Origin of the sequence: Vibrio sp. Vb1026, assembly GCF_033338745.1 — a bacterium.
Lineage (GTDB): Bacteria > Pseudomonadota > Gammaproteobacteria > Enterobacterales > Vibrionaceae > Vibrio > Vibrio alginolyticus.
In genome coordinates this window covers 17,192-35,367 of the sequence record NZ_JAWOTH010000027.1, presented here as the reverse complement: position 1 = coordinate 35,367, position 18,176 = coordinate 17,192, and the positions used below count along the sequence as shown (strand labels likewise).

Sequence of the window (18,176 nt, the reverse complement as noted above, 5' to 3'; positions counted from 1 at the left end):
ATTTCTGTTGGAATGCCACGACCATCATCGCTAACGGAAACCGAGTTATCCTCATGAATTGTCACAACGATGTCTTTACAGTGACCTGCCAACGCTTCATCAATTGAGTTATCCACCACCTCGAAAACCATGTGGTGAAGGCCGGTGCCGTCGTCCGTATCGCCGATGTACATTCCTGGACGCTTACGTACCGCATCCAGACCCTTCAGTACCTTAATACTCGATGAATCGTAATTTTCAGACATGAGTTTCTCTCTTCTAGTTTGACTCTATCCTGCCATGTTCCACATGAAACAATTTACCGTTATCGTCCAACATATCGGCGATTTGGCTTTCAGTGATAGAGCTTACAAATACTTGTGCGCCCGTCTCTTTTAAGCAGTCAGCAAGACGCTTGCGACGTTGGCTATCTAATTCCGACGCGAAGTCATCAATTAGGTAAATGCATTGTTTACCGGCCATCTCTGTCAGGTGTTGCCCTTGCGCTACACGCAATGCACACACCATGAGTTTTAATTGACCGCGTGACAGAACATCTTCAACGGGCGTTCCGTTCACTTTAATGCGCAAATCAGCTTTGTTTGGGCCACTAAAGGTGTATCCCAATGCCTGATCACGCTCAAAATTCTTTTCTAGTATCTCGTGGTATGGAGTGTCTTTATCCCAGCCACGATAATACTTCAATTGGATCTCAAATTCTGGCAAAAATGTCTGACAGATAGTTTCTGCGACAGTTTTCATCTGCTCGATGTAACTTGCTCGCCATTGGCTGATGTTTTCAGCCAATCCTGCCATTTCCTGATCCCAATAACTGAGCTCACGATAACTATTGGCGGTTTTCAACAACGCGTTGCGCTGCTTGTTCAGGCGCTTGAACCTTCCCCATGCTTGATAAAAAGCGGGCTCGGTATGAAACACGCCCCAATCAATAAACGCACGACGATGTTTAGGGCCATCTGTCAGTAAATCAAACCCTTCTGGGTGTATCAACTGCAGAGGCAGAACTTGTGCCAGCTGCGCTAATTTTTGTCCAGATTGACCGCCTATTTTAACCTCTGTTGAGCCATCACGCTGCTTATTAATGCCGATAGGTAGCTCAAATTGATCCGAGTTCAAAAAACGACCATGAACAAACAGTTCGTCACACTCATTTTGTATCACTCGTCCGGTGAGAGAGCTCTTGAATGAGCGGCCATGCCCGAGCAGATAAACCGCTTCTAAGACACTGGTTTTACCGCTGCCGTTCGGCCCGATAAGAAAGTTAAAGCCTGCTGATAACTCAATATCACAGGCTTTAATGTTTCGAAACTGCTGAATGATGAGACGAGAAAGAGGCATTCAGTTGGCTTATAGACGAATTGGCATCACCACGTACATGGCACTGTCATCGTCGGCATTTTCAATCAACGCGCTAGCGTTAGCATCCGACATCGACACACGTACATTTTCACAACGCAACGTGTTCAGAACATCAAGCACATAGCTTACGTTAAAGCCGATTTCGATAGCGTCACCTTCAAAGGTTACATCAAGCATCTCTTCCGCTTCTTCTTGTTCTGGGTTATTCGCGGTTATGCGCATTTCAGTATCAGCCAGATTCACACGCACGCCACGGAATTTTTCGTTGGAAAGAATCGCAGCACGAGAGAAGGCTTGGCGCAACTCGTCACAACTTGCTATTAGGGTCTTATTGGTGCTCTGAGGCAATACACGGCGGTAGTCAGGGAAACGACCATCAACCAACTTAGAGGTAAAAGTAAAGTTATTCACCTCAGCACGAACATTGGAGCTACCGATCTGAAGTACTACAGGCTGCTCTGGCGCATCCATCAACTTTACTAATTCTTGCACACCTTTGCGTGGCACGATGATTTGCTTCTGCGCAAAGTCTGCACCTAGCTGAGTTTGCGATACCGCCATACGGTGGCCGTCCGTCGCCACGCTGCGTAACGTGGTGCCGTCAATTTCAAACAACATGCCGTTGAGGTAGTAACGAACGTCTTGATTCGCCATCGAGAACTGAGTTTTGTCGATCAGCGTACGTAGATCGGCTTGGCTCAGTGATACTTCCACTTCGCTTTGCCAGTCTTCAATATTAGGGAAATCGTTCGCAGGAAGCGTTGCCAATGAGAAACGGCTGCGACCAGAGCGAACTTGTACGCGATCACCTTCTAATACAAATGTGATGATCGCATCGTCCGGTAAACCACGGCAGATATCGAGAAACTTACGCGAAGGAACGGTAATGCTGCCCGCTTCAAAATCACCTTCTAGCGTCACTTTGCTTACTAACTCTACTTCAAGATCGGTTGCCGTCATCGACAATACGTTCTCTTCTACTTTAAGAAGTAGGTTACCCAAGATTGGCAGAGTTGGTCGGCCACCTAAAGCGCCCGAAACCTGCTGTAGCGGTTTGATTAAATGACTACGTTCAATGGTAAATTTCATGCTTGGCTCTTTACGCTGTCAGCTCAATAAATGATTTGCTTAGAATACCGTTATTCTAACCGATTACGAAGACAGGGTGCGAATCAAGTTAGAGTAATCTTCTTTAATGTCGTGGCTCTCTTCACGCAGCTGCTCAATCTTGCGACAAGCATGAAGTACGGTCGTATGATCGCGGCCCCCAAACGCATCGCCAATTTCAGGCAAGCTATGGTTGGTTAGTTCTTTTGCTAACGCCATGGCCAGCTGACGAGGACGCGCAACAGAACGAGAACGACGCTTAGACAGCAAGTCCGCTACTTTAATCTTGTAGTATTCCGCCACTGTCTTTTGAATGTTATCGATCGTCACCAGCTTCTCTTGTAGAGCAAGCAGATCGCGCAGCGCTTCACGAACAAAATCAATCGTAATTGGACGACCAGTAAAGTTCGCGTTCGCGATAACACGGTTCAGTGCACCTTCGAGCTCACGAACGTTCGAACGCAGACGCTTGGCAATGAAGAATGCCACTTCATCAGCAAGGTGGATTTGGTGATCTTCGGCTTTTTTCATCAAGATCGCCACACGCGTTTCAAGCTCAGGCGGCTCGATCGCAACAGTAAGACCCCAACCAAAGCGAGATTTAAGACGATCTTCAACGCCATTAATTTCTTTAGGATAACGGTCAGACGTTAGAATGATCTGCTGATTACCTTCCAATAGTGCGTTGAAGGTATGGAAGAATTCTTCTTGTGAACGTTCTTTATTAGCAAAGAATTGGATGTCATCGATAAGGAGTGCATCCACACTGCGGTAGTAGCGTTTGAATTCTTCAATCGCATTGTTTTGAAGCGCTTTCACCATGTCTTGCACAAAACGTTCTGAGTGCATGTAGACCACTTTTGCGTTCGGGTTGTTATCCACAATCGCGTTACCCACCGCATGCAATAAGTGGGTTTTACCCAAACCCGTGCCGCCGTATAGGAATAGTGGGTTGTAAGCTGCACCTGGGTTATCCGATACCTGACGCGCCGCAGCCAAACCCAGTTGGTTCGACTTACCTTCAACAAAGTTATCGAACTTGTGTTTTGGGTTCATGTTTGAGCGGTGATTGATAGCCGCAATCGCTTGAGCGTCGTCATCCCAGGTTTTGTGTACTGGCTTACGCGCCTGTAATTGCGCAGGTGCAGATGACTCGGCAGCCACATCTGCAGGCGTACGTGTCGGCGCTGGTTTTGGTGCAGAGACAGGTCGGCTCCCCACTTCAAAACGTAAGTTAGGAATATCGCCACCGCAGTATTCCTGCAGTAAGCGAGTAATATTGTTCAGATACTTATCACGCACCCAGTCCAACACAAAGCGGTTTGGCGCGAATAGAGTGAGAGTATTGTCATTGAGCTCCGCTTGTAGCGGACGAACCCACATGCTGAATTCTGTAGCTGGTAGCTCTTCTTGAAGCTGCTGCAAACATTGCAGCCAAAGCGAAGATGACACGGTGCCCCCACTGAGTAATTGAATTATCGGAAAAGACTGGCAATTTTACCTGTTGATAACCAAGATCGCCAGCGATTGATCGACGATCCAGTGAATAAGATCCAAGTTATTCACAATTATTTCTGCAAACTTGATGAGATCAACACACCTTGCCCCAAATTTGCCCACACAACGATCCACAATTGGGCAAAATTCACAAGATCGAGCGATTGGTGATAAGTCTGTGTATTATTTTATTCCCAATGCTGATTTTGTCGATCATTTCGCTAGGTTCAGTTCGCATTTTCGTCACATTTAACATTCTTCTTCTATTATCTAATAACTCACAGGTCTAGGTTATTGCTCTTGGTTATTTATTTAATTGAGCTAACTAACAGTAGTATTTCCAACCATAAAATTATGGAGATGTATTATGAAAAACTGGATTAAGGTTGCCGTTGCAGCCATTGCACTGTCGGCAGCAACCGTACAAGCCGCTACTGAAGTCAAAGTTGGTATGTCAGGTCGCTACTTCCCGTTTACTTTTGTAAAGCAAGACAAGCTACAAGGCTTTGAAGTCGACATGTGGGATGAAATCGGTAAACGTAACGATTACAAAATCGAATACGTAACAGCCAACTTCTCTGGTTTATTTGGTCTTTTAGAAACTGGTCGTATCGATACGATCTCCAACCAAATCACCATGACTGATGAGCGTAAAGCTAAATACCTATTTGCTGACCCTTACGTTGTAGATGGCGCACAAATTACCGTGCGTAAAGGCAACGACAGCATCAAAGGTGTTGACGATCTTGCGGGCAAAACCGTTGCGGTGAACCTAGGCTCTAACTTTGAGCAACTGCTGCGTCAATACGACAAAGACGGCAAGATCAACATTAAAACGTACGACACAGGTATCGAACATGACGTGGCGCTCGGTCGTGCAGACGCGTTTGTAATGGATCGTCTTTCTGCGTTAGAGCTGATTAAGAAAACTGGCCTTCCTCTGGAATTGGCAGGCGAACCGTTTGAGACCATTCAAAACGCATGGCCTTTCGTTGACAACGAGAAAGGTCGTAAGCTGCAAGAAGAAGTAAACAAAGCACTGGCTGAGATGCGCGCAGATGGTACAGTAGAGAAAATTTCCGTGAAGTGGTTTGGCGCTGACATCACGAAATAAGAACTCTTTGTACTTTAGGCCGCAAAGTGGTATCACTCTCGGGCTAAAATAAACTTACGTAAAGGTGGAACTTGTTTTCCACCTTTTCTTTTCTCTAGCCTTTAGGTAAGCCTTATGGGATTTGACTTTAATTACATGTTGGAACTGCTGCCGATATTGCTGAAATATCTTGGCACAACCATGGAAATGGCGACATGGGGATTGGTGTTTTCGCTGATTTTATCCGTCATTTTAGCCAATATTCGCGTATTTAAACTGCCAGTTCTGGATCAATTAAGCCAACTGTACATCAGCTTCTTCCGTGGCACCCCACTGTTGGTTCAGCTTTTCCTGCTTTATTACGGCTTACCGCAAATTTTTCCATTGATGGTCGGTATCGACGCCTTTTCAGCAGCGGTTATCGGTTTAACGCTGCACTTTGCCGCTTATATGGCGGAAAGTATTCGTGCCGCCATTATTGGCATTGATCGCAGCCAAATGGAAGCGAGCTTATCGGTCGGTATGACGACATCCCAAGCAATGCGCCGAGTGATTTTACCTCAAGCAACGCGTGTCGCACTGCCTTCATTGATGAACTACTTCATCGATATGATCAAGTCAACGTCTCTCGCTTTCACGCTTGGTGTGGCCGAAATCATGGCGAAAGCACAGATGGAAGCCTCATCAAGTTTCCGTTTCTTTGAAGCTTTCCTTGCGGTTGCTCTTATTTACTGGGGCGTGGTGGTGATTCTGACTCGCGTACAAATCTGGGCAGAAGCAAAACTGAATAAGGCGTACGTACGATGATTAAGTTAGAAAATATTCACAAACGTTTTGGTGAGACTGAAGTGCTGAAAGGCATCGACCTCGATATTAAGCAAGGTGAGATCATCGTGATTATCGGCTCAAGTGGTACGGGTAAATCAACCTTGCTGCGTACGGTGAACTTTCTAGAACAAGCAGATGAAGGTCGTATCACGATAGATGACATCTCCGTTGATACTCAAAAACACACTAAAGCCGAAGTATTAGCGCTGCGTCGTCGAACTGGCTTTGTGTTCCAAAACTATGCCCTGTTTGCCCACATGAATGCGCGCCAGAACATTGCCGAAGGTCTAGTGACCGTTCGAGGTTGGAAAAAAGCCGATGCTCTCAAACGAGCGCAACAAATTCTGGATGACATCGGCCTTGGGGATAAAGGCGATAGTTATCCAGCGGCATTATCTGGCGGCCAACAACAACGTGTGGGTATCGGCCGAGCGATGGCGCTGCAACCAGAACTGCTGTTGTTTGACGAACCAACTTCTGCGCTGGATCCTGAATGGGTCGGTGAAGTTCTCTCATTAATGAAGAAGTTAGCTAATCAGCATCAAACCATGCTGGTGGTGACGCACGAGATGCAATTCGCGAAAGAAGTCGCTGATAGAGTGATCTTCATGGCGGAAGGCAATATCGTTGAGCAAGGTTCTCCACAGGATATCTTCGATAATCCACAAGATCCTCGTTTGAAAAAATTCCTTAACCAAGTAGGAATAGAGTAACGATCAAGCATCAGGATCGATTGATCCTTGAGATTTTACTCACACTACGTATAATCGCCCGGCCGGAATTTCGTACTCATTGAGTCATTGACACATTATGTGAGTGTGATTACAATTCCGCCTCTTTGTTGAGAGGCGTCGGTTGTTCTTCTCTATATAAAGAGCTTCTTTATATAAGAAAGCAAATACCCACGCCGGGTTTAACAAGAACCTAAAACTACTGATCAGTAAAGGTAATTATCATGAAACGCACTTTTCAACCTACAGTTCTAAAGCGCAAGCGTACTCACGGCTTCCGTGCTCGCATGGCAACTAAGAACGGTCGTAAAGTTATCAACGCACGTCGTGCAAAAGGCCGTGCGCGCCTATCAAAATAATCGCTAGTTTATTTTGAACACGTACGCGTTTAATCGGGAGTTACGTTTGTTAACTCCCGAGCATTATCAAAACGTCTTCCAGCAAGCTCATCGAGCTGGCTCGCCTCATTTCACCATCATTGCTCGCAATAACAAACTTTCTCACCCACGATTAGGTTTAGCGGTTCCCAAAAAGCAAATCAAAACGGCTGTCGGTCGTAACCGATTTAAGCGTTTGGCTCGTGAAAGCTTTCGTAACAATCAACATCAGCTTCCAAACAAAGATTTTGTTGTGATTGCAAAGAAAAGCGCGCAAGATTTAAGCAATGAGGAAATTTTTAAGTTGTTTGATAAGCTATGGCAACGCCTGTCTCGCCCTTCACGTGGATAGCCATTGGGCTCGTTTATCTGTATCGCTGGTTTATCAGCCCTTTGATTGGTCCTCGTTGCCGGTTCACACCAACCTGTTCCACTTACGCGCTAGAAGCTTTGAGAGCTCACGGTTTTGTAAAAGGATGTTGGTTATCAGGCAAACGTCTATTAAAATGCCACCCTTTGAATGAAGGGGGGTATGACCCCGTTCCACCAGTCCAAAAACAAGACAGAGATAACTAACGATGGATTCTCAACGTAATATCCTGCTCATCGGTTTGGCCCTGGTTTCTTTTTTGCTGTTTCAACAATGGCAAGTTGCAAAGAATCCAGAACCTCAAGCAGTTGAACAGGCTCAATCAAGCAGCACTCTACCTGCACCATCTTTTGCTGATGAACTTGACCCAGTTCCTGGTCAACAGCAAGCTTCTGCAAAAACTATCACAGTAACGACTGATGTTTTAACTCTGTCGATCGACACCGTCGGTGGCGATGTGGTACATGCCAACCTTAACGAATACTCTGCTGAGTTAGATTCATCAGATTCCTTTGTTCTGCTTAAAGACGCTCAAGGTCACCAATTTATCGCTCAAAGCGGTCTAGTGGGTCCTCAAGGTATCGACTTGAGCAGCACAAATCGCCCTCACTACAACGTAAGTGCAGACAGCTTCACAATGGCTGACGGTCAAGATGAACTTCGCGTTCCGATGACATTCACTGCAAACGGCATCGAATACACCAAAACTTACATCTTTAAACGCGGCAGCTACGCGCTTAATGTTGAATACGATGTAGTGAACAACTCAGGCAACAACGCAACATTTGGTATGTACGCTCACCTACGTCAAAACCTAATGGACGATGGTGGTAGCATCACAATGCCTACTTACCGTGGTGGCGCATACTCAACAGAAGATACGCGTTACAAGAAGTACAGCTTTGATGATATGCAGGATCGCAACCTGTCTCTTAACCTAGCCGATGGCCAAGGTTGGGCAGCAATGATTCAGCACTACTTTGCCGCAGCTTGGATCCCACGTAACGAACCAGGTACTAACCTATACACTCGTGTAATTGGCAACCTAGGCGACATCGGCGTTCGTATGCCAAACAAAACTATCGCAACAGGCGATCAGGCTAAGTTTGAAGCAACACTTTGGGTTGGTCCAAAACTGCAAGATGAAATGGCAGAAGTGGCACCTAACCTAGACCTAGTAGTGGACTACGGCTGGTTATGGTTCATTGCGAAGCCTCTTCATATGTTGCTTTCATTCATCCAGAGCTTTGTTGGCAACTGGGGTGTGGCAATCATCTGTCTGACCTTCATCGTTCGTGGTGCAATGTACCCACTAACAAAAGCGCAATACACGTCTATGGCGAAAATGCGTATGCTTCAGCCTAAGCTGCAAGCAATGCGTGAGCGTATCGGTGATGACCGTCAGCGCATGAGCCAAGAAATGATGGAACTATACAAGAAAGAGAAAGTGAACCCACTAGGTGGCTGTTTACCTCTTATCCTACAGATGCCTATCTTCATCGCGCTTTACTGGGCACTAATGGAATCGGTTGAGCTACGTCACTCTCCATTCTTCGGTTGGATTCATGACCTTTCAGCGCAGGACCCTTACTACATCCTGCCGCTATTGATGGGTGCATCTATGTTCCTAATCCAGAAGATGAGCCCGACAACGGTAACGGATCCAATGCAGCAGAAGATCATGACCTTTATGCCGGTTATGTTTACCTTCTTCTTCTTGTTCTTCCCATCAGGTCTCGTTCTATACTGGTTGGTGTCGAACATCGTAACGCTTATCCAGCAAACTCTGATCTACAAAGGATTAGAGAAAAAAGGCTTACACAGCAAGTAACCTTTTAGGAAATGATTGAGAAAGGCGGCCAAAAGGTCGCCTTTTTGTTTTTGGCTGATTACAATTCAGCTAATCAATTGTGATGGCTCCCTAGGTATCTTCCCTATAGCCCAGCTCAAAAGGCAAAATTATGACTACAGATACGATTGTCGCTCAAGCGACCGCGCCTGGTCGTGGCGGTGTCGGTATTATTCGAGTTTCTGGCCCTAAAGCCAACCAAGTGGCGTTAGAAGTCACTGGCAAAACACTAAAGCCCCGCTACGCAGAGTACCTGCCGTTTAAGTCAGAAGATGGCACTGTGCTTGATCAGGGCATCGCACTGTACTTCCCTAACCCGCATTCATTTACCGGTGAAGACGTACTTGAGCTGCAAGGCCATGGCGGCCCCGTCGTGATGGATATGCTGATAAAACGCATTCTAGGTATAGATGGTATCCGAGCAGCTCGTCCTGGTGAGTTCTCTGAGCGCGCGTTTCTGAACGATAAGCTCGACCTAGCTCAAGCCGAAGCGATTGCAGACCTCATTGATGCCAGTTCTGAAGAAGCCGCAAAATCGGCGCTGCAATCCTTACAGGGCGCATTTTCAGGCCGCATTAATACCTTAGTTGAGTCGCTGATTCATTTGCGTATCTATGTTGAAGCAGCCATCGACTTCCCTGAAGAAGAGATCGACTTTTTGGCCGACGGTAAAGTGGCTGGTGACCTACAAGACATCATCGACAACCTAGATGCGGTGCGCAAAGAAGCTAACCAAGGCGCTATTATGCGTGAAGGGATGAAAGTCGTGATTGCGGGTCGTCCAAACGCGGGCAAATCAAGCCTACTGAACGCACTATCGGGTAAAGAGTCTGCAATCGTAACCGACATCGCAGGAACCACGCGTGATGTACTGCGTGAGCATATCCATATTGATGGCATGCCTCTGCACATCATCGATACTGCAGGTTTGCGTGATGCTTCCGATGAAGTAGAGAAAATTGGTATCGAACGCGCATGGGATGAAATCGCCCAAGCAGACCGCGTGTTGTTCATGGTGGATGGCACGACAACCGATGCCACCGATCCGAAAGATATCTGGCCAGATTTTGTGGATCGCCTACCAGACAACATTGGTATAACTGTGATCCGTAATAAAGCGGATCAAACGGGTGAAGATATGGGGATCTGCCACGTCAATAACCCTACTCTTATCCGTTTGTCAGCGAAGACTGGTGCAGGGGTTGAAGCTCTGCGCGATCATCTCAAGGAGTGTATGGGCTTCTCTGGCAACAGTGAAGGTGGGTTTATGGCTCGTCGTCGTCATCTCGATGCATTAGAACGTGCCGCACAGCACCTTCAAATAGGCCAGGAGCAGCTTGAAGGCTATATGGCAGGTGAAATATTGGCTGAAGAGCTACGCATCACCCAACAACATCTCAATGAGATTACCGGTGAGTTCAGTTCTGACGACTTACTGGGACGAATCTTCTCTTCATTCTGTATCGGGAAGTAAATAATCGAACGCGCGGTGCTGAGCTTAACTCACACCGCGTTTCTTTTTGTACGGCAAGCCATCCATGAGCTTTAGCCGTCGCATTCAATAAGGAAGAAGTATGATCCACATTATTACAGGCAGCACGTTAGGTGGCGCAGAATACGTAGGGGATCACCTGAGTGATCTACTCAACGAGAATGGATTTGAAACAACGATCCACAACCAGCCTTCCCTCAGTGATATCGAAAATCAAGGTACGTGGTTGGTGATCACCTCTACACATGGAGCTGGTGAGTATCCTGATAATATCCAACCTTTTATCGCAGCATTACAAAATACACCGCCAAAAATGACTGATGTAAAATTTGCGGTGATTGCGATTGGTGACTCTAGCTACGATACGTTCTGTGCCGCTGGTCAACACGCTTATGATTTATTAGAGGATATTGGTGCAACCCCTCTCGCAGATTGCTTTAAAATCGATGTACTGAGCCATGATGTGCCAGAAGACGCCGCAGAAATGTGGTTAAAAGAGAATATCGAACGTTTTTAAACTCACGACTTTCCCTTCAACAGAGTCGAAATTCGGCTCTGTTTTCTCCCATGTGAATAACTCCCACCAAATTATTTTGTTTAACCGCTCAAAAACCAACCAAACAGACTGTGGATAACTACAATAAGATCCAGTGATTTTCCTTTAGTTATCCCAATAACAACTTTGATCAATTTTACCCCCTGTGTATAACCACCACTTTTGATCCCAGGTAATCCTCGATCTGATCCAATCATGATCACAAGATATGATCCAAAGAAGATCCATGATCTTGTTGATCATTTTTAGGTTATCCACAGAAATGGTCGATCCTAATAGTAGATCTAATAAAAGATCATATATATAGATCTTATATATATTTATCTTGAAGCTTAAAACGGATAAAACGAGAAAACGTTTTTCTCTCTGGCATAAAGCAGGTAAAATACGGCTCCTTTATCTGTCCATTAAATCCCTTTGAATACCTGAGGTCAGTTCATGCTTTATCACGAAAACTTTGACGTCATTGTTGTCGGTGGCGGACACGCAGGAACGGAAGCCGCGCTCGCATCTGCACGCACAGGACAAAAAACGCTTCTCCTTACCCATAACATCGATACATTAGGCCAGATGTCTTGTAATCCGGCGATCGGTGGTATTGGTAAAGGTCACTTAGTAAAAGAAGTAGATGCTATGGGCGGTTTGATGGCTGAAGCCATCGACCATGCAGGTATTCAGTTTCGTACACTAAATGCCTCCAAAGGTCCTGCAGTACGAGCAACTCGAGCTCAAGCCGATCGCGCTCTGTACAAAGCGTACGTTCGTAATGCATTAGAAAATGCGCCTAACTTAACGTTGTTCCAGCAATCAGTTGATGATCTGATTGTTGAACAAGATCGCGCAGTTGGTGTGGTAACTCAAATGGGACTTCGCTTCCATGCGAAAGCCGTTGTGCTAACCGTGGGTACCTTCCTTGGTGGTAAGATCCACATAGGTATGGAAAGCTCGTCTGGTGGTCGTGCCGGGGATCCACCATCGATCGCATTAGCGGATCGACTGCGTGAACTGCCGTTCCGTGTGGATCGTTTAAAAACAGGTACTCCACCGCGCATTGATGCTCGTACTGTTGATTTTTCAGTGCTAGAAGCTCAGCACGGTGATAACCCAACGCCTGTATTCTCGTTCATGGGCAAACGTGAACAGCATCCGCGTCAGATTCCATGTTTCATCACCCACACCAATGAACAAACTCACGATGTGATCCGTAGTAACTTGGATCGCAGTCCAATGTACGCAGGTGTGATTGAAGGTATTGGTCCGCGTTACTGTCCGTCTATTGAAGACAAAGTGATGCGTTTCGCTGACAAAAACAGCCACCAAATCTTCATTGAGCCAGAAGGCCTAACCACGCACGAGTTATACCCTAATGGTATCTCGACCAGCTTGCCATTTGATGTGCAAGTACAAATCGTGCGCTCAATGAAAGGGTTTGAAAATGCACACATCGTTCGCCCAGGTTATGCGATTGAATACGATTTCTTCGATCCACGTGATTTGAAGCAAACGTACGAGACGAAGTTCATCCATGGTTTGTTCTTTGCTGGCCAGATTAATGGTACGACTGGCTACGAAGAAGCCGCAGCGCAAGGCTTGATGGCCGGTCTAAACGCAAGCTTGTTTAGCCAAGACAAAGAAGGCTGGAGCCCACGTCGTGACCAAGCTTACATGGGCGTGTTGATTGATGACTTATCGACCATGGGTACCAAAGAGCCGTACCGAATGTTCACTTCTCGTGCGGAATACCGCCTGCTACTTCGTGAAGATAACGCCGATTTACGTTTAACGGAAAAAGCGCGCGAGCTAGGCTTGATTGATGATGTTCGTTGGGCTCGCTTTAACGAGAAAATCAACAATATGGAAACGGAGCGTCAGCGTTTGAAAGCAACGTGGATGAATCCGAAGTCAGAGGGTGTTGATGAGCTGAACAAGCTGCTGAAAACCCCAATGGCCCGTGAAGCGAGTGGTGAGGATCTTCTGCGTCGTCCAGAGATCACTTATTCGCAACTGACGCAACTTGAAGCGTTTGCTCCTGCACTTGAAGATCAGCAAGCGGCTGAGCAAGTTGAAATTCAAGTGAAATACGATGGTTACATCAAGCGTCAGCAGGAAGAGATCGAAAAATCACTGCGTCACGAAAATACCAAGTTACCTGCTGATTTGGATTACCGCGATGTAAAAGGTTTATCAAACGAAGTCGTTGCTAAACTGAGCGAGGCCAAACCAGAGAGCATCGGTATTGCATCACGCATTTCTGGTATTACGCCTGCTGCAATTTCTATTCTACTTGTTCACTTGAAAAAGCATGGTTTGCTGAAGAAAGGTGAGGAAGAATAATGAGCGCATTGCGAACAAAGCTGGATTCACTGATCGCGAAAACCGATTTGGAAGTGTCAGAACAGCAACGAGAGCAGTTAGTTGGTTATGTCGAACTGCTCGACAAATGGAACAAAGCGTACAATTTAACATCGGTACGTGATCCGCTTGATATGTTAGTGAAACATATTCTTGATAGTATCGTTGTAAGCGCACACCTGCCCGGTGAGCGCTTCATTGATGTTGGTACTGGTCCGGGGTTACCGGGCATCCCTTTGGCAATAATGAACCCTGAGAAAACCTTCTTTTTGCTCGACAGTCTTGGCAAACGCATTCGTTTTATCAAGCAAGTCGTGCACACATTAGGGCTGAAAAACGTGACACCAATTCAAAGTCGCGTCGAAGAATTCCAACCTGAAGAAAAATTTGATGGCGTTTTGAGTCGAGCTTTTGCTTCAATGACAGACATGGTGGAATGGTGCCACCATTTGCCGAAACAAGAGCACGGGGTGTTTCTAGCGCTGAAAGGACAGCACCCTAAAGATGAAATGGATCAGCTTCCTGAATGGTGCAGTGTGACAGAGATCATATCTTTGGCTGTTCCTGAGTTGGAAGGTGATCGTCATCTAGTAATCTTATCGCGCAAGGAAAATTAGCGAGGTAATCGTGGGTAAAATTGTAGCAATCGCCAACCAGAAAGGTGGGGTCGGCAAAACAACAACGTGCATTAACTTAGCGGCTTCGATGGCGGCAACAAAGCGCAAGGTTTTGGTGATCGATCTCGACCCGCAAGGCAATGCTACGATGGCCAGTGGCGTGGATAAGTATATGGTCGACGCCACCGCATACGATCTTTTGGTCGAAGATACACCGTTCGATCAAGTCGTTTGTACCCAAACAACAGGGAAGTATGATTTGATCGCGGCGAACGGAGACGTAACCGCGGCAGAAATCAAATTGATGGAAGTTTTCGCTCGTGAAGTGCGTCTAAAAAATGCATTGTCGTCAGTTCGCGATAACTATGATTTCATCTTTATTGATTGTCCTCCTTCTCTAAACCTTCTTACAATCAATGCGATGGCGGCAGCTGACTCTGTGCTGGTGCCGATGCAATGTGAATACTTTGCGTTAGAAGGTTTAACTGCTCTTATGGATACAATCAGCAAGTTAGCGGCTGTTGTGAATGAAAACCTAAAAATCGAAGGTTTATTGCGTACCATGTACGACCCACGCAACCGCTTATCGAATGAAGTATCCGATCAACTTAAAAAACACTTTGGGAATAAAGTTTACCGTACTGTCATTCCGCGTAATGTTCGTTTGGCTGAAGCGCCAAGTCACGGTAAGCCAGCAATGTACTACGATAAGTACTCCGCAGGTGCCAAAGCGTATCTTGCTCTAGCGGGCGAAATGCTCCGCCGCGAAGAAATCCCAGTTTAACTCTAACCTAAGGAATTCAATCCCATGTCTAAGCGTGGTCTCGGAAAAGGACTGGATGCGTTATTGTCGACCAGTTCGTTTGCTCGTGAAAAACAGCATATTGCATCGCATAGCCAAGAATTATCGGCAGACGGTGAGTTAACCGATTTAGCGATTGGTCAATTGCAGCCGGGCGTATACCAACCGCGTAAAGATATGGCGCCTGAAGCGCTAGAAGAACTAGCGGCTTCGATTCAATCACAAGGCATTATTCAACCAATCGTGGTTCGCCAGGTCGAAAATGGTCAGTTTGAGATCATCGCAGGTGAGCGCCGCTGGCGTGCTGCAAGGCAGGCGGGTTTAAAACGCGTGCCGTGTTTGGTGAAAAAAGTTGAAGATCGTGCCGCCATCGCCATGGCGTTGATTGAAAACATTCAACGTGAAGACTTGAATGTGATTGAGGAAGCCCAAGCGCTTGAGCGTCTACAAGATGAATTCACGCTGACACATCAGCAAGTGGCCGATGTGATTGGTAAATCAAGAACGACGGTGAGTAACCTATTACGTCTGAATCAGTTGGAAGTTGATGTAAAAGGTCTGGTTGCAGATAAAAAATTGGAAATGGGTCATGCTCGAGCTCTGTTAGCGTTAGAAGGCGAACAGCAAGTCGAAGTAGCTCAACAAGTGGCTAAGAAGCAAATGACTGTTCGCCAAACTGAACAGTTAGTAAAAAAGTGCTTAGCCCCACAAAATGAGCAAAAAGGGCAACAAGAGGATACCGAAGCCGAGCAAATGTCGCATAAATTGAGTCAGCTGCTTGATGCAAAAGTTTCTCTTACCCGTTCTGCAAACGGAAAAGCGAAATTGACGATAAGTCTTGATGAGCCTCACAAATTGGACCAACTAATTGCCAAGCTTGAGGCCTAGATGAGATAATTGATTTAGGTCAATTAATCTAATTAATCGAATTTTGTGCGAAAGTTGTCGTTTTGTAAACAAAACTGTAAGTTTTTGATGCAATCGAATTGCTTTACGTTGAACTGAACGTATAATTTTCGCCAATTTCCCAGCACAGAGAGTTAAGTGCGAAGTGGATATTACTAGAGGTACGAATACATGGTAGCTGCGTTAGCTAGACCAGGACGAGAGCTCGCAAGGCAATTGTTAATGATCCAGTCTGGCGCGGTTATTTTTGTGGCAGCAGGAATGGCGGTAGCCATAAATCCTGACTGGGGATTTTCAGCGCTGATTGGCGGAGGCATTTTTGTTGTTGCCAATGCAGTATTCGCGCTGTGTGCTTTCATGTTTAGTGGAGCTCGCGCTGCCAAGCGCATCGCTGCTTCCTTCTATACGGGTGAAGTACTGAAAATTCTCATCACGGTTGCACTGTTCTATGTTGCCTACATGTATATGCAGGTGGAACTTGTTCCCCTCAAACTAACCTATTTGCTGGTACTAGGTATTAATATCTGTGCACCAGTGCTATTCATTAACAACAAAAAATAGGATGAGTTATGGCTGCGCCAGGTGAAGCGCTAACATCGTCCGGTTACATTGCCCACCACCTTTCTAACCTATCGCTATACAAGTTGGGTTTAGTAGGGTCGGAGACAAGTTTCTGGAACGTACATATCGATAGCCTGTTTTTTTCTTGGTTTACTGGTTTAATCTTCCTCGGAATTTTTTACAAAGTAGCAAAGAGAACAACAGCGGGTGTACCGGGTAAGCTTCAGTGTGCTGTAGAAATGATCGTTGAATTTGTCGCCGATAACGTCAAAGACACGTTCCATGGACGCAACCCACTGATCGCGCCTTTAGCACTGACTATCTTTTGTTGGGTATTTTTGATGAACGTGATGGACTTAGTTCCTATCGACTTCTTACCATACCCAGCAGAGCATTGGCTAGGTATTCCTTACCTTAAGGTTGTACCGTCTGCTGATGTGAATATCACCATGGCTATGGCTCTAGGCGTTTTTGCATTGATGATTTACTACAGCATCAAAGTAAAAGGTCTAGGTGGATTCGCAAAAGAACTTGCACTACATCCATTCAATCACCCACTGATGATTCCGTTTAACCTACTAATTGAAGTGGTATCGCTATTAGCGAAACCTCTATCACTTGGTATGCGTCTATTCGGTAACATGTTCGCGGGTGAGGTTGTATTCATTCTTTGTGCGGCAATGCTACCATGGTACTTACAATGGATGGGTTCACTACCGTGGGCAATCTTCCATATCTTGGTTATTACGATTCAAGCCTTCGTATTCATGATGTTGACAATTGTTTACCTGTCAATGGCACACGAAGATCCTGATCATTAATTTTTTTAAAGCTTTTTATTTGGGCACTAAGCCAACAACTATAAATTGGAGATAGTAATGGAAACTTTACTGAGCTTTTCTGCAATCGCCGTAGGTATTATCGTCGGTCTTGCTTCTCTTGGTACAGCGATTGGTTTCGCACTGCTAGGTGGTAAATTCCTAGAAGGTGCTGCACGTCAACCAGAAATGGCTCCTATGCTACAAGTTAAGATGTTCATCATCGCGGGTCTACTTGATGCGGTTCCAATGATCGGTATCGTAATCGCGCTACTATTCACTTTCGCAAACCCATTCGTTGGTCAACTAGGTTAATCACCTTTAACTCGGGACGGGCGATTATCGCTTGTCACTGATTAACACTAAGTCCAAATAGAGGGGTAGCTGTTGTGAACATAAACGCAACTCTGCTAGGTCAAGCAATCTCGTTCGCACTATTTGTATGGTTCTGCATGAAGTATGTATGGCCACCATTGATGCAAGCGATCGAAGAGCGTCAGAAGAAAATTGCTGATGGTCTTCAAGCAGCAGAACGTGCTGCGAAAGACTTGGATCTAGCACAAGCCAACGCTTCTGATCAATTGAAAGAAGCGAAGCGCACAGCAACTGAGATCATCGAACAAGCGAACAAACGTAAGTCTCAAATTCTTGATGAAGCTCGCGAGGAAGCTCAGGCAGAACGCCAGAAAATCCTAGCGCAAGCAGAAGCAGAACTTGAAGCTGAACGCAATCGTGCACGCGATGAGCTGCGCAAACAAGTTGCTACTCTGGCTGTAGCTGGTGCTGAGAAAATCCTTGAGCGTTCTATCGATAAAGATGCGCAAAAAGATATTCTCGACAACATTACTGCAAAACTTTAAG

The 18,176-nt window shown here is 45.9% G+C and carries 21 protein-coding genes; 17 read left to right on the top strand and 4 right to left on the bottom strand.

From position 1 onward, the window contains the following. The 4 genes from R7E47_RS22780 to dnaA all read right to left on the bottom strand — a co-directional run. Nucleotides 1–245, bottom strand: a 245-nt coding sequence (locus R7E47_RS22780) for an ATP-binding protein (protein ID WP_318085069.1), incomplete at its 3' end; no start/stop codon positions are given. A gap of 13 nt (nt 246–258) precedes the next feature. After that, nucleotides 259–1,338 (bottom strand): DNA replication/repair protein RecF, encoded by a 1,080-nt coding sequence (gene recF / locus R7E47_RS22775; RefSeq protein WP_005378839.1) that lies wholly within the window; start codon nt 1,336–1,338, stop codon nt 259–261. A 9-nt stretch (nt 1,339–1,347) separates the two neighbouring features. Then, nucleotides 1,348–2,448: a DNA polymerase III subunit beta gene (gene dnaN, locus R7E47_RS22770; protein WP_005394106.1), complete on the bottom strand. Its 1,101-nt coding sequence runs from the start codon at nt 2,446–2,448 to the stop codon at nt 1,348–1,350. A gap of 63 nt (nt 2,449–2,511) precedes the next feature. Further along, a complete protein-coding gene (gene dnaA, locus R7E47_RS22765) occupies nt 2,512–3,918 on the bottom strand; it encodes a chromosomal replication initiator protein DnaA (protein WP_005378835.1) in 1,407 nt (468 codons plus the stop codon). Nucleotides 3,919–4,330: 412 nt separating this feature from the next. On the opposite strand from dnaA, the gene R7E47_RS22760 reads away from it, so the two are divergent. The 17 genes from R7E47_RS22760 to atpF all read left to right on the top strand — a co-directional run bounded on the left by R7E47_RS22760 (nt 4,331) and on the right by atpF (nt 18,175). Continuing rightward, nucleotides 4,331–5,077, top strand: a complete 747-nt coding sequence (locus tag R7E47_RS22760) for an amino acid ABC transporter substrate-binding protein (protein WP_005378831.1) — start codon at nt 4,331–4,333, stop codon at nt 5,075–5,077. Between the two features lie 114 nt (nt 5,078–5,191). Beyond that, nucleotides 5,192–5,863, top strand: coding sequence for an amino acid ABC transporter permease (locus tag R7E47_RS22755; protein ID WP_005378829.1), 672 nt, complete (start codon nt 5,192–5,194; stop codon nt 5,861–5,863). Next, nucleotides 5,860–6,597 (top strand): amino acid ABC transporter ATP-binding protein, encoded by a 738-nt coding sequence (locus tag R7E47_RS22750; protein ID WP_005378827.1) that lies wholly within the window; start codon nt 5,860–5,862, stop codon nt 6,595–6,597. The genes R7E47_RS22755 and R7E47_RS22750 overlap by 4 nt, the downstream gene beginning before the upstream one ends. Before the next feature lie 242 nt (nt 6,598–6,839). Further along, on the top strand, nt 6,840–6,974 hold the full coding sequence (gene rpmH, locus R7E47_RS22745) for a 50S ribosomal protein L34 (RefSeq protein ID WP_005378825.1): 135 nt from the start codon (nt 6,840–6,842) through the stop codon (nt 6,972–6,974). A gap of 46 nt (nt 6,975–7,020) precedes the next feature. Beyond that, a complete protein-coding gene (gene rnpA, locus R7E47_RS22740) occupies nt 7,021–7,344 on the top strand; it encodes a ribonuclease P protein component (protein WP_005394102.1) in 324 nt (107 codons plus the stop codon). Continuing rightward, nucleotides 7,311–7,568 (top strand): membrane protein insertion efficiency factor YidD, encoded by a 258-nt coding sequence (gene yidD, locus R7E47_RS22735; RefSeq protein ID WP_005378822.1) that lies wholly within the window; start codon nt 7,311–7,313, stop codon nt 7,566–7,568. Before rnpA ends, yidD begins: the two co-directional genes overlap by 34 nt. 2 nt (nt 7,569–7,570) lie before the next feature. Beyond that, on the top strand, nt 7,571–9,193 hold the full coding sequence (yidC, locus tag R7E47_RS22730; RefSeq protein ID WP_005383834.1) for a membrane protein insertase YidC: 1,623 nt from the start codon (nt 7,571–7,573) through the stop codon (nt 9,191–9,193). A 130-nt stretch (nt 9,194–9,323) separates the two neighbouring features. Continuing rightward, nucleotides 9,324–10,685 carry a tRNA uridine-5-carboxymethylaminomethyl(34) synthesis GTPase MnmE gene (mnmE, locus tag R7E47_RS22725; protein ID WP_258669687.1) on the top strand — a complete coding sequence of 454 codons (1,362 nt, stop codon included), beginning with the start codon at nt 9,324–9,326 and terminating at the stop codon, nt 10,683–10,685. Between the two features lie 100 nt (nt 10,686–10,785). Beyond that, a complete protein-coding gene (gene mioC, locus R7E47_RS22720; protein WP_005378900.1) occupies nt 10,786–11,220 on the top strand; it encodes an FMN-binding protein MioC in 435 nt (144 codons plus the stop codon). Between the two features lie 477 nt (nt 11,221–11,697). Then, nucleotides 11,698–13,593, top strand: coding sequence for a tRNA uridine-5-carboxymethylaminomethyl(34) synthesis enzyme MnmG (mnmG, locus tag R7E47_RS22715; protein ID WP_005378901.1), 1,896 nt, complete (start codon nt 11,698–11,700; stop codon nt 13,591–13,593). Next, nucleotides 13,593–14,228 (top strand): 16S rRNA (guanine(527)-N(7))-methyltransferase RsmG, encoded by a 636-nt coding sequence (rsmG, locus tag R7E47_RS22710; RefSeq protein ID WP_005378902.1) that lies wholly within the window; start codon nt 13,593–13,595, stop codon nt 14,226–14,228. Before mnmG ends, rsmG begins: the two co-directional genes overlap by 1 nt. Before the next feature lie 10 nt (nt 14,229–14,238). Continuing rightward, entirely contained in the window at nt 14,239–15,012 is a 774-nt protein-coding gene (locus tag R7E47_RS22705) for a ParA family protein (RefSeq protein WP_005383838.1), read from the top strand. Between the two features lie 24 nt (nt 15,013–15,036). Continuing rightward, entirely contained in the window at nt 15,037–15,918 is an 882-nt protein-coding gene (locus R7E47_RS22700) for a ParB/RepB/Spo0J family partition protein (RefSeq protein ID WP_005383840.1), read from the top strand. Between the two features lie 189 nt (nt 15,919–16,107). Beyond that, nucleotides 16,108–16,497: a F0F1 ATP synthase subunit I gene (locus R7E47_RS22695; protein ID WP_005378921.1), complete on the top strand. Its 390-nt coding sequence runs from the start codon at nt 16,108–16,110 to the stop codon at nt 16,495–16,497. A gap of 8 nt (nt 16,498–16,505) precedes the next feature. After that, on the top strand, nt 16,506–17,318 hold the full coding sequence (gene atpB, locus R7E47_RS22690; protein ID WP_005378922.1) for a F0F1 ATP synthase subunit A: 813 nt from the start codon (nt 16,506–16,508) through the stop codon (nt 17,316–17,318). 57 nt (nt 17,319–17,375) lie between these two features. Then, complete coding sequence (gene atpE, locus R7E47_RS22685) at nt 17,376–17,630, top strand: F0F1 ATP synthase subunit C (protein ID WP_002540812.1); 255 nt, start codon at nt 17,376–17,378, stop codon at nt 17,628–17,630. A 74-nt stretch (nt 17,631–17,704) separates the two neighbouring features. Beyond that, nucleotides 17,705–18,175 (top strand): F0F1 ATP synthase subunit B, encoded by a 471-nt coding sequence (gene atpF / locus R7E47_RS22680; RefSeq protein WP_005378929.1) that lies wholly within the window; start codon nt 17,705–17,707, stop codon nt 18,173–18,175. The last annotated feature ends 1 nt before the right edge of the window (nt 18,176 follow it).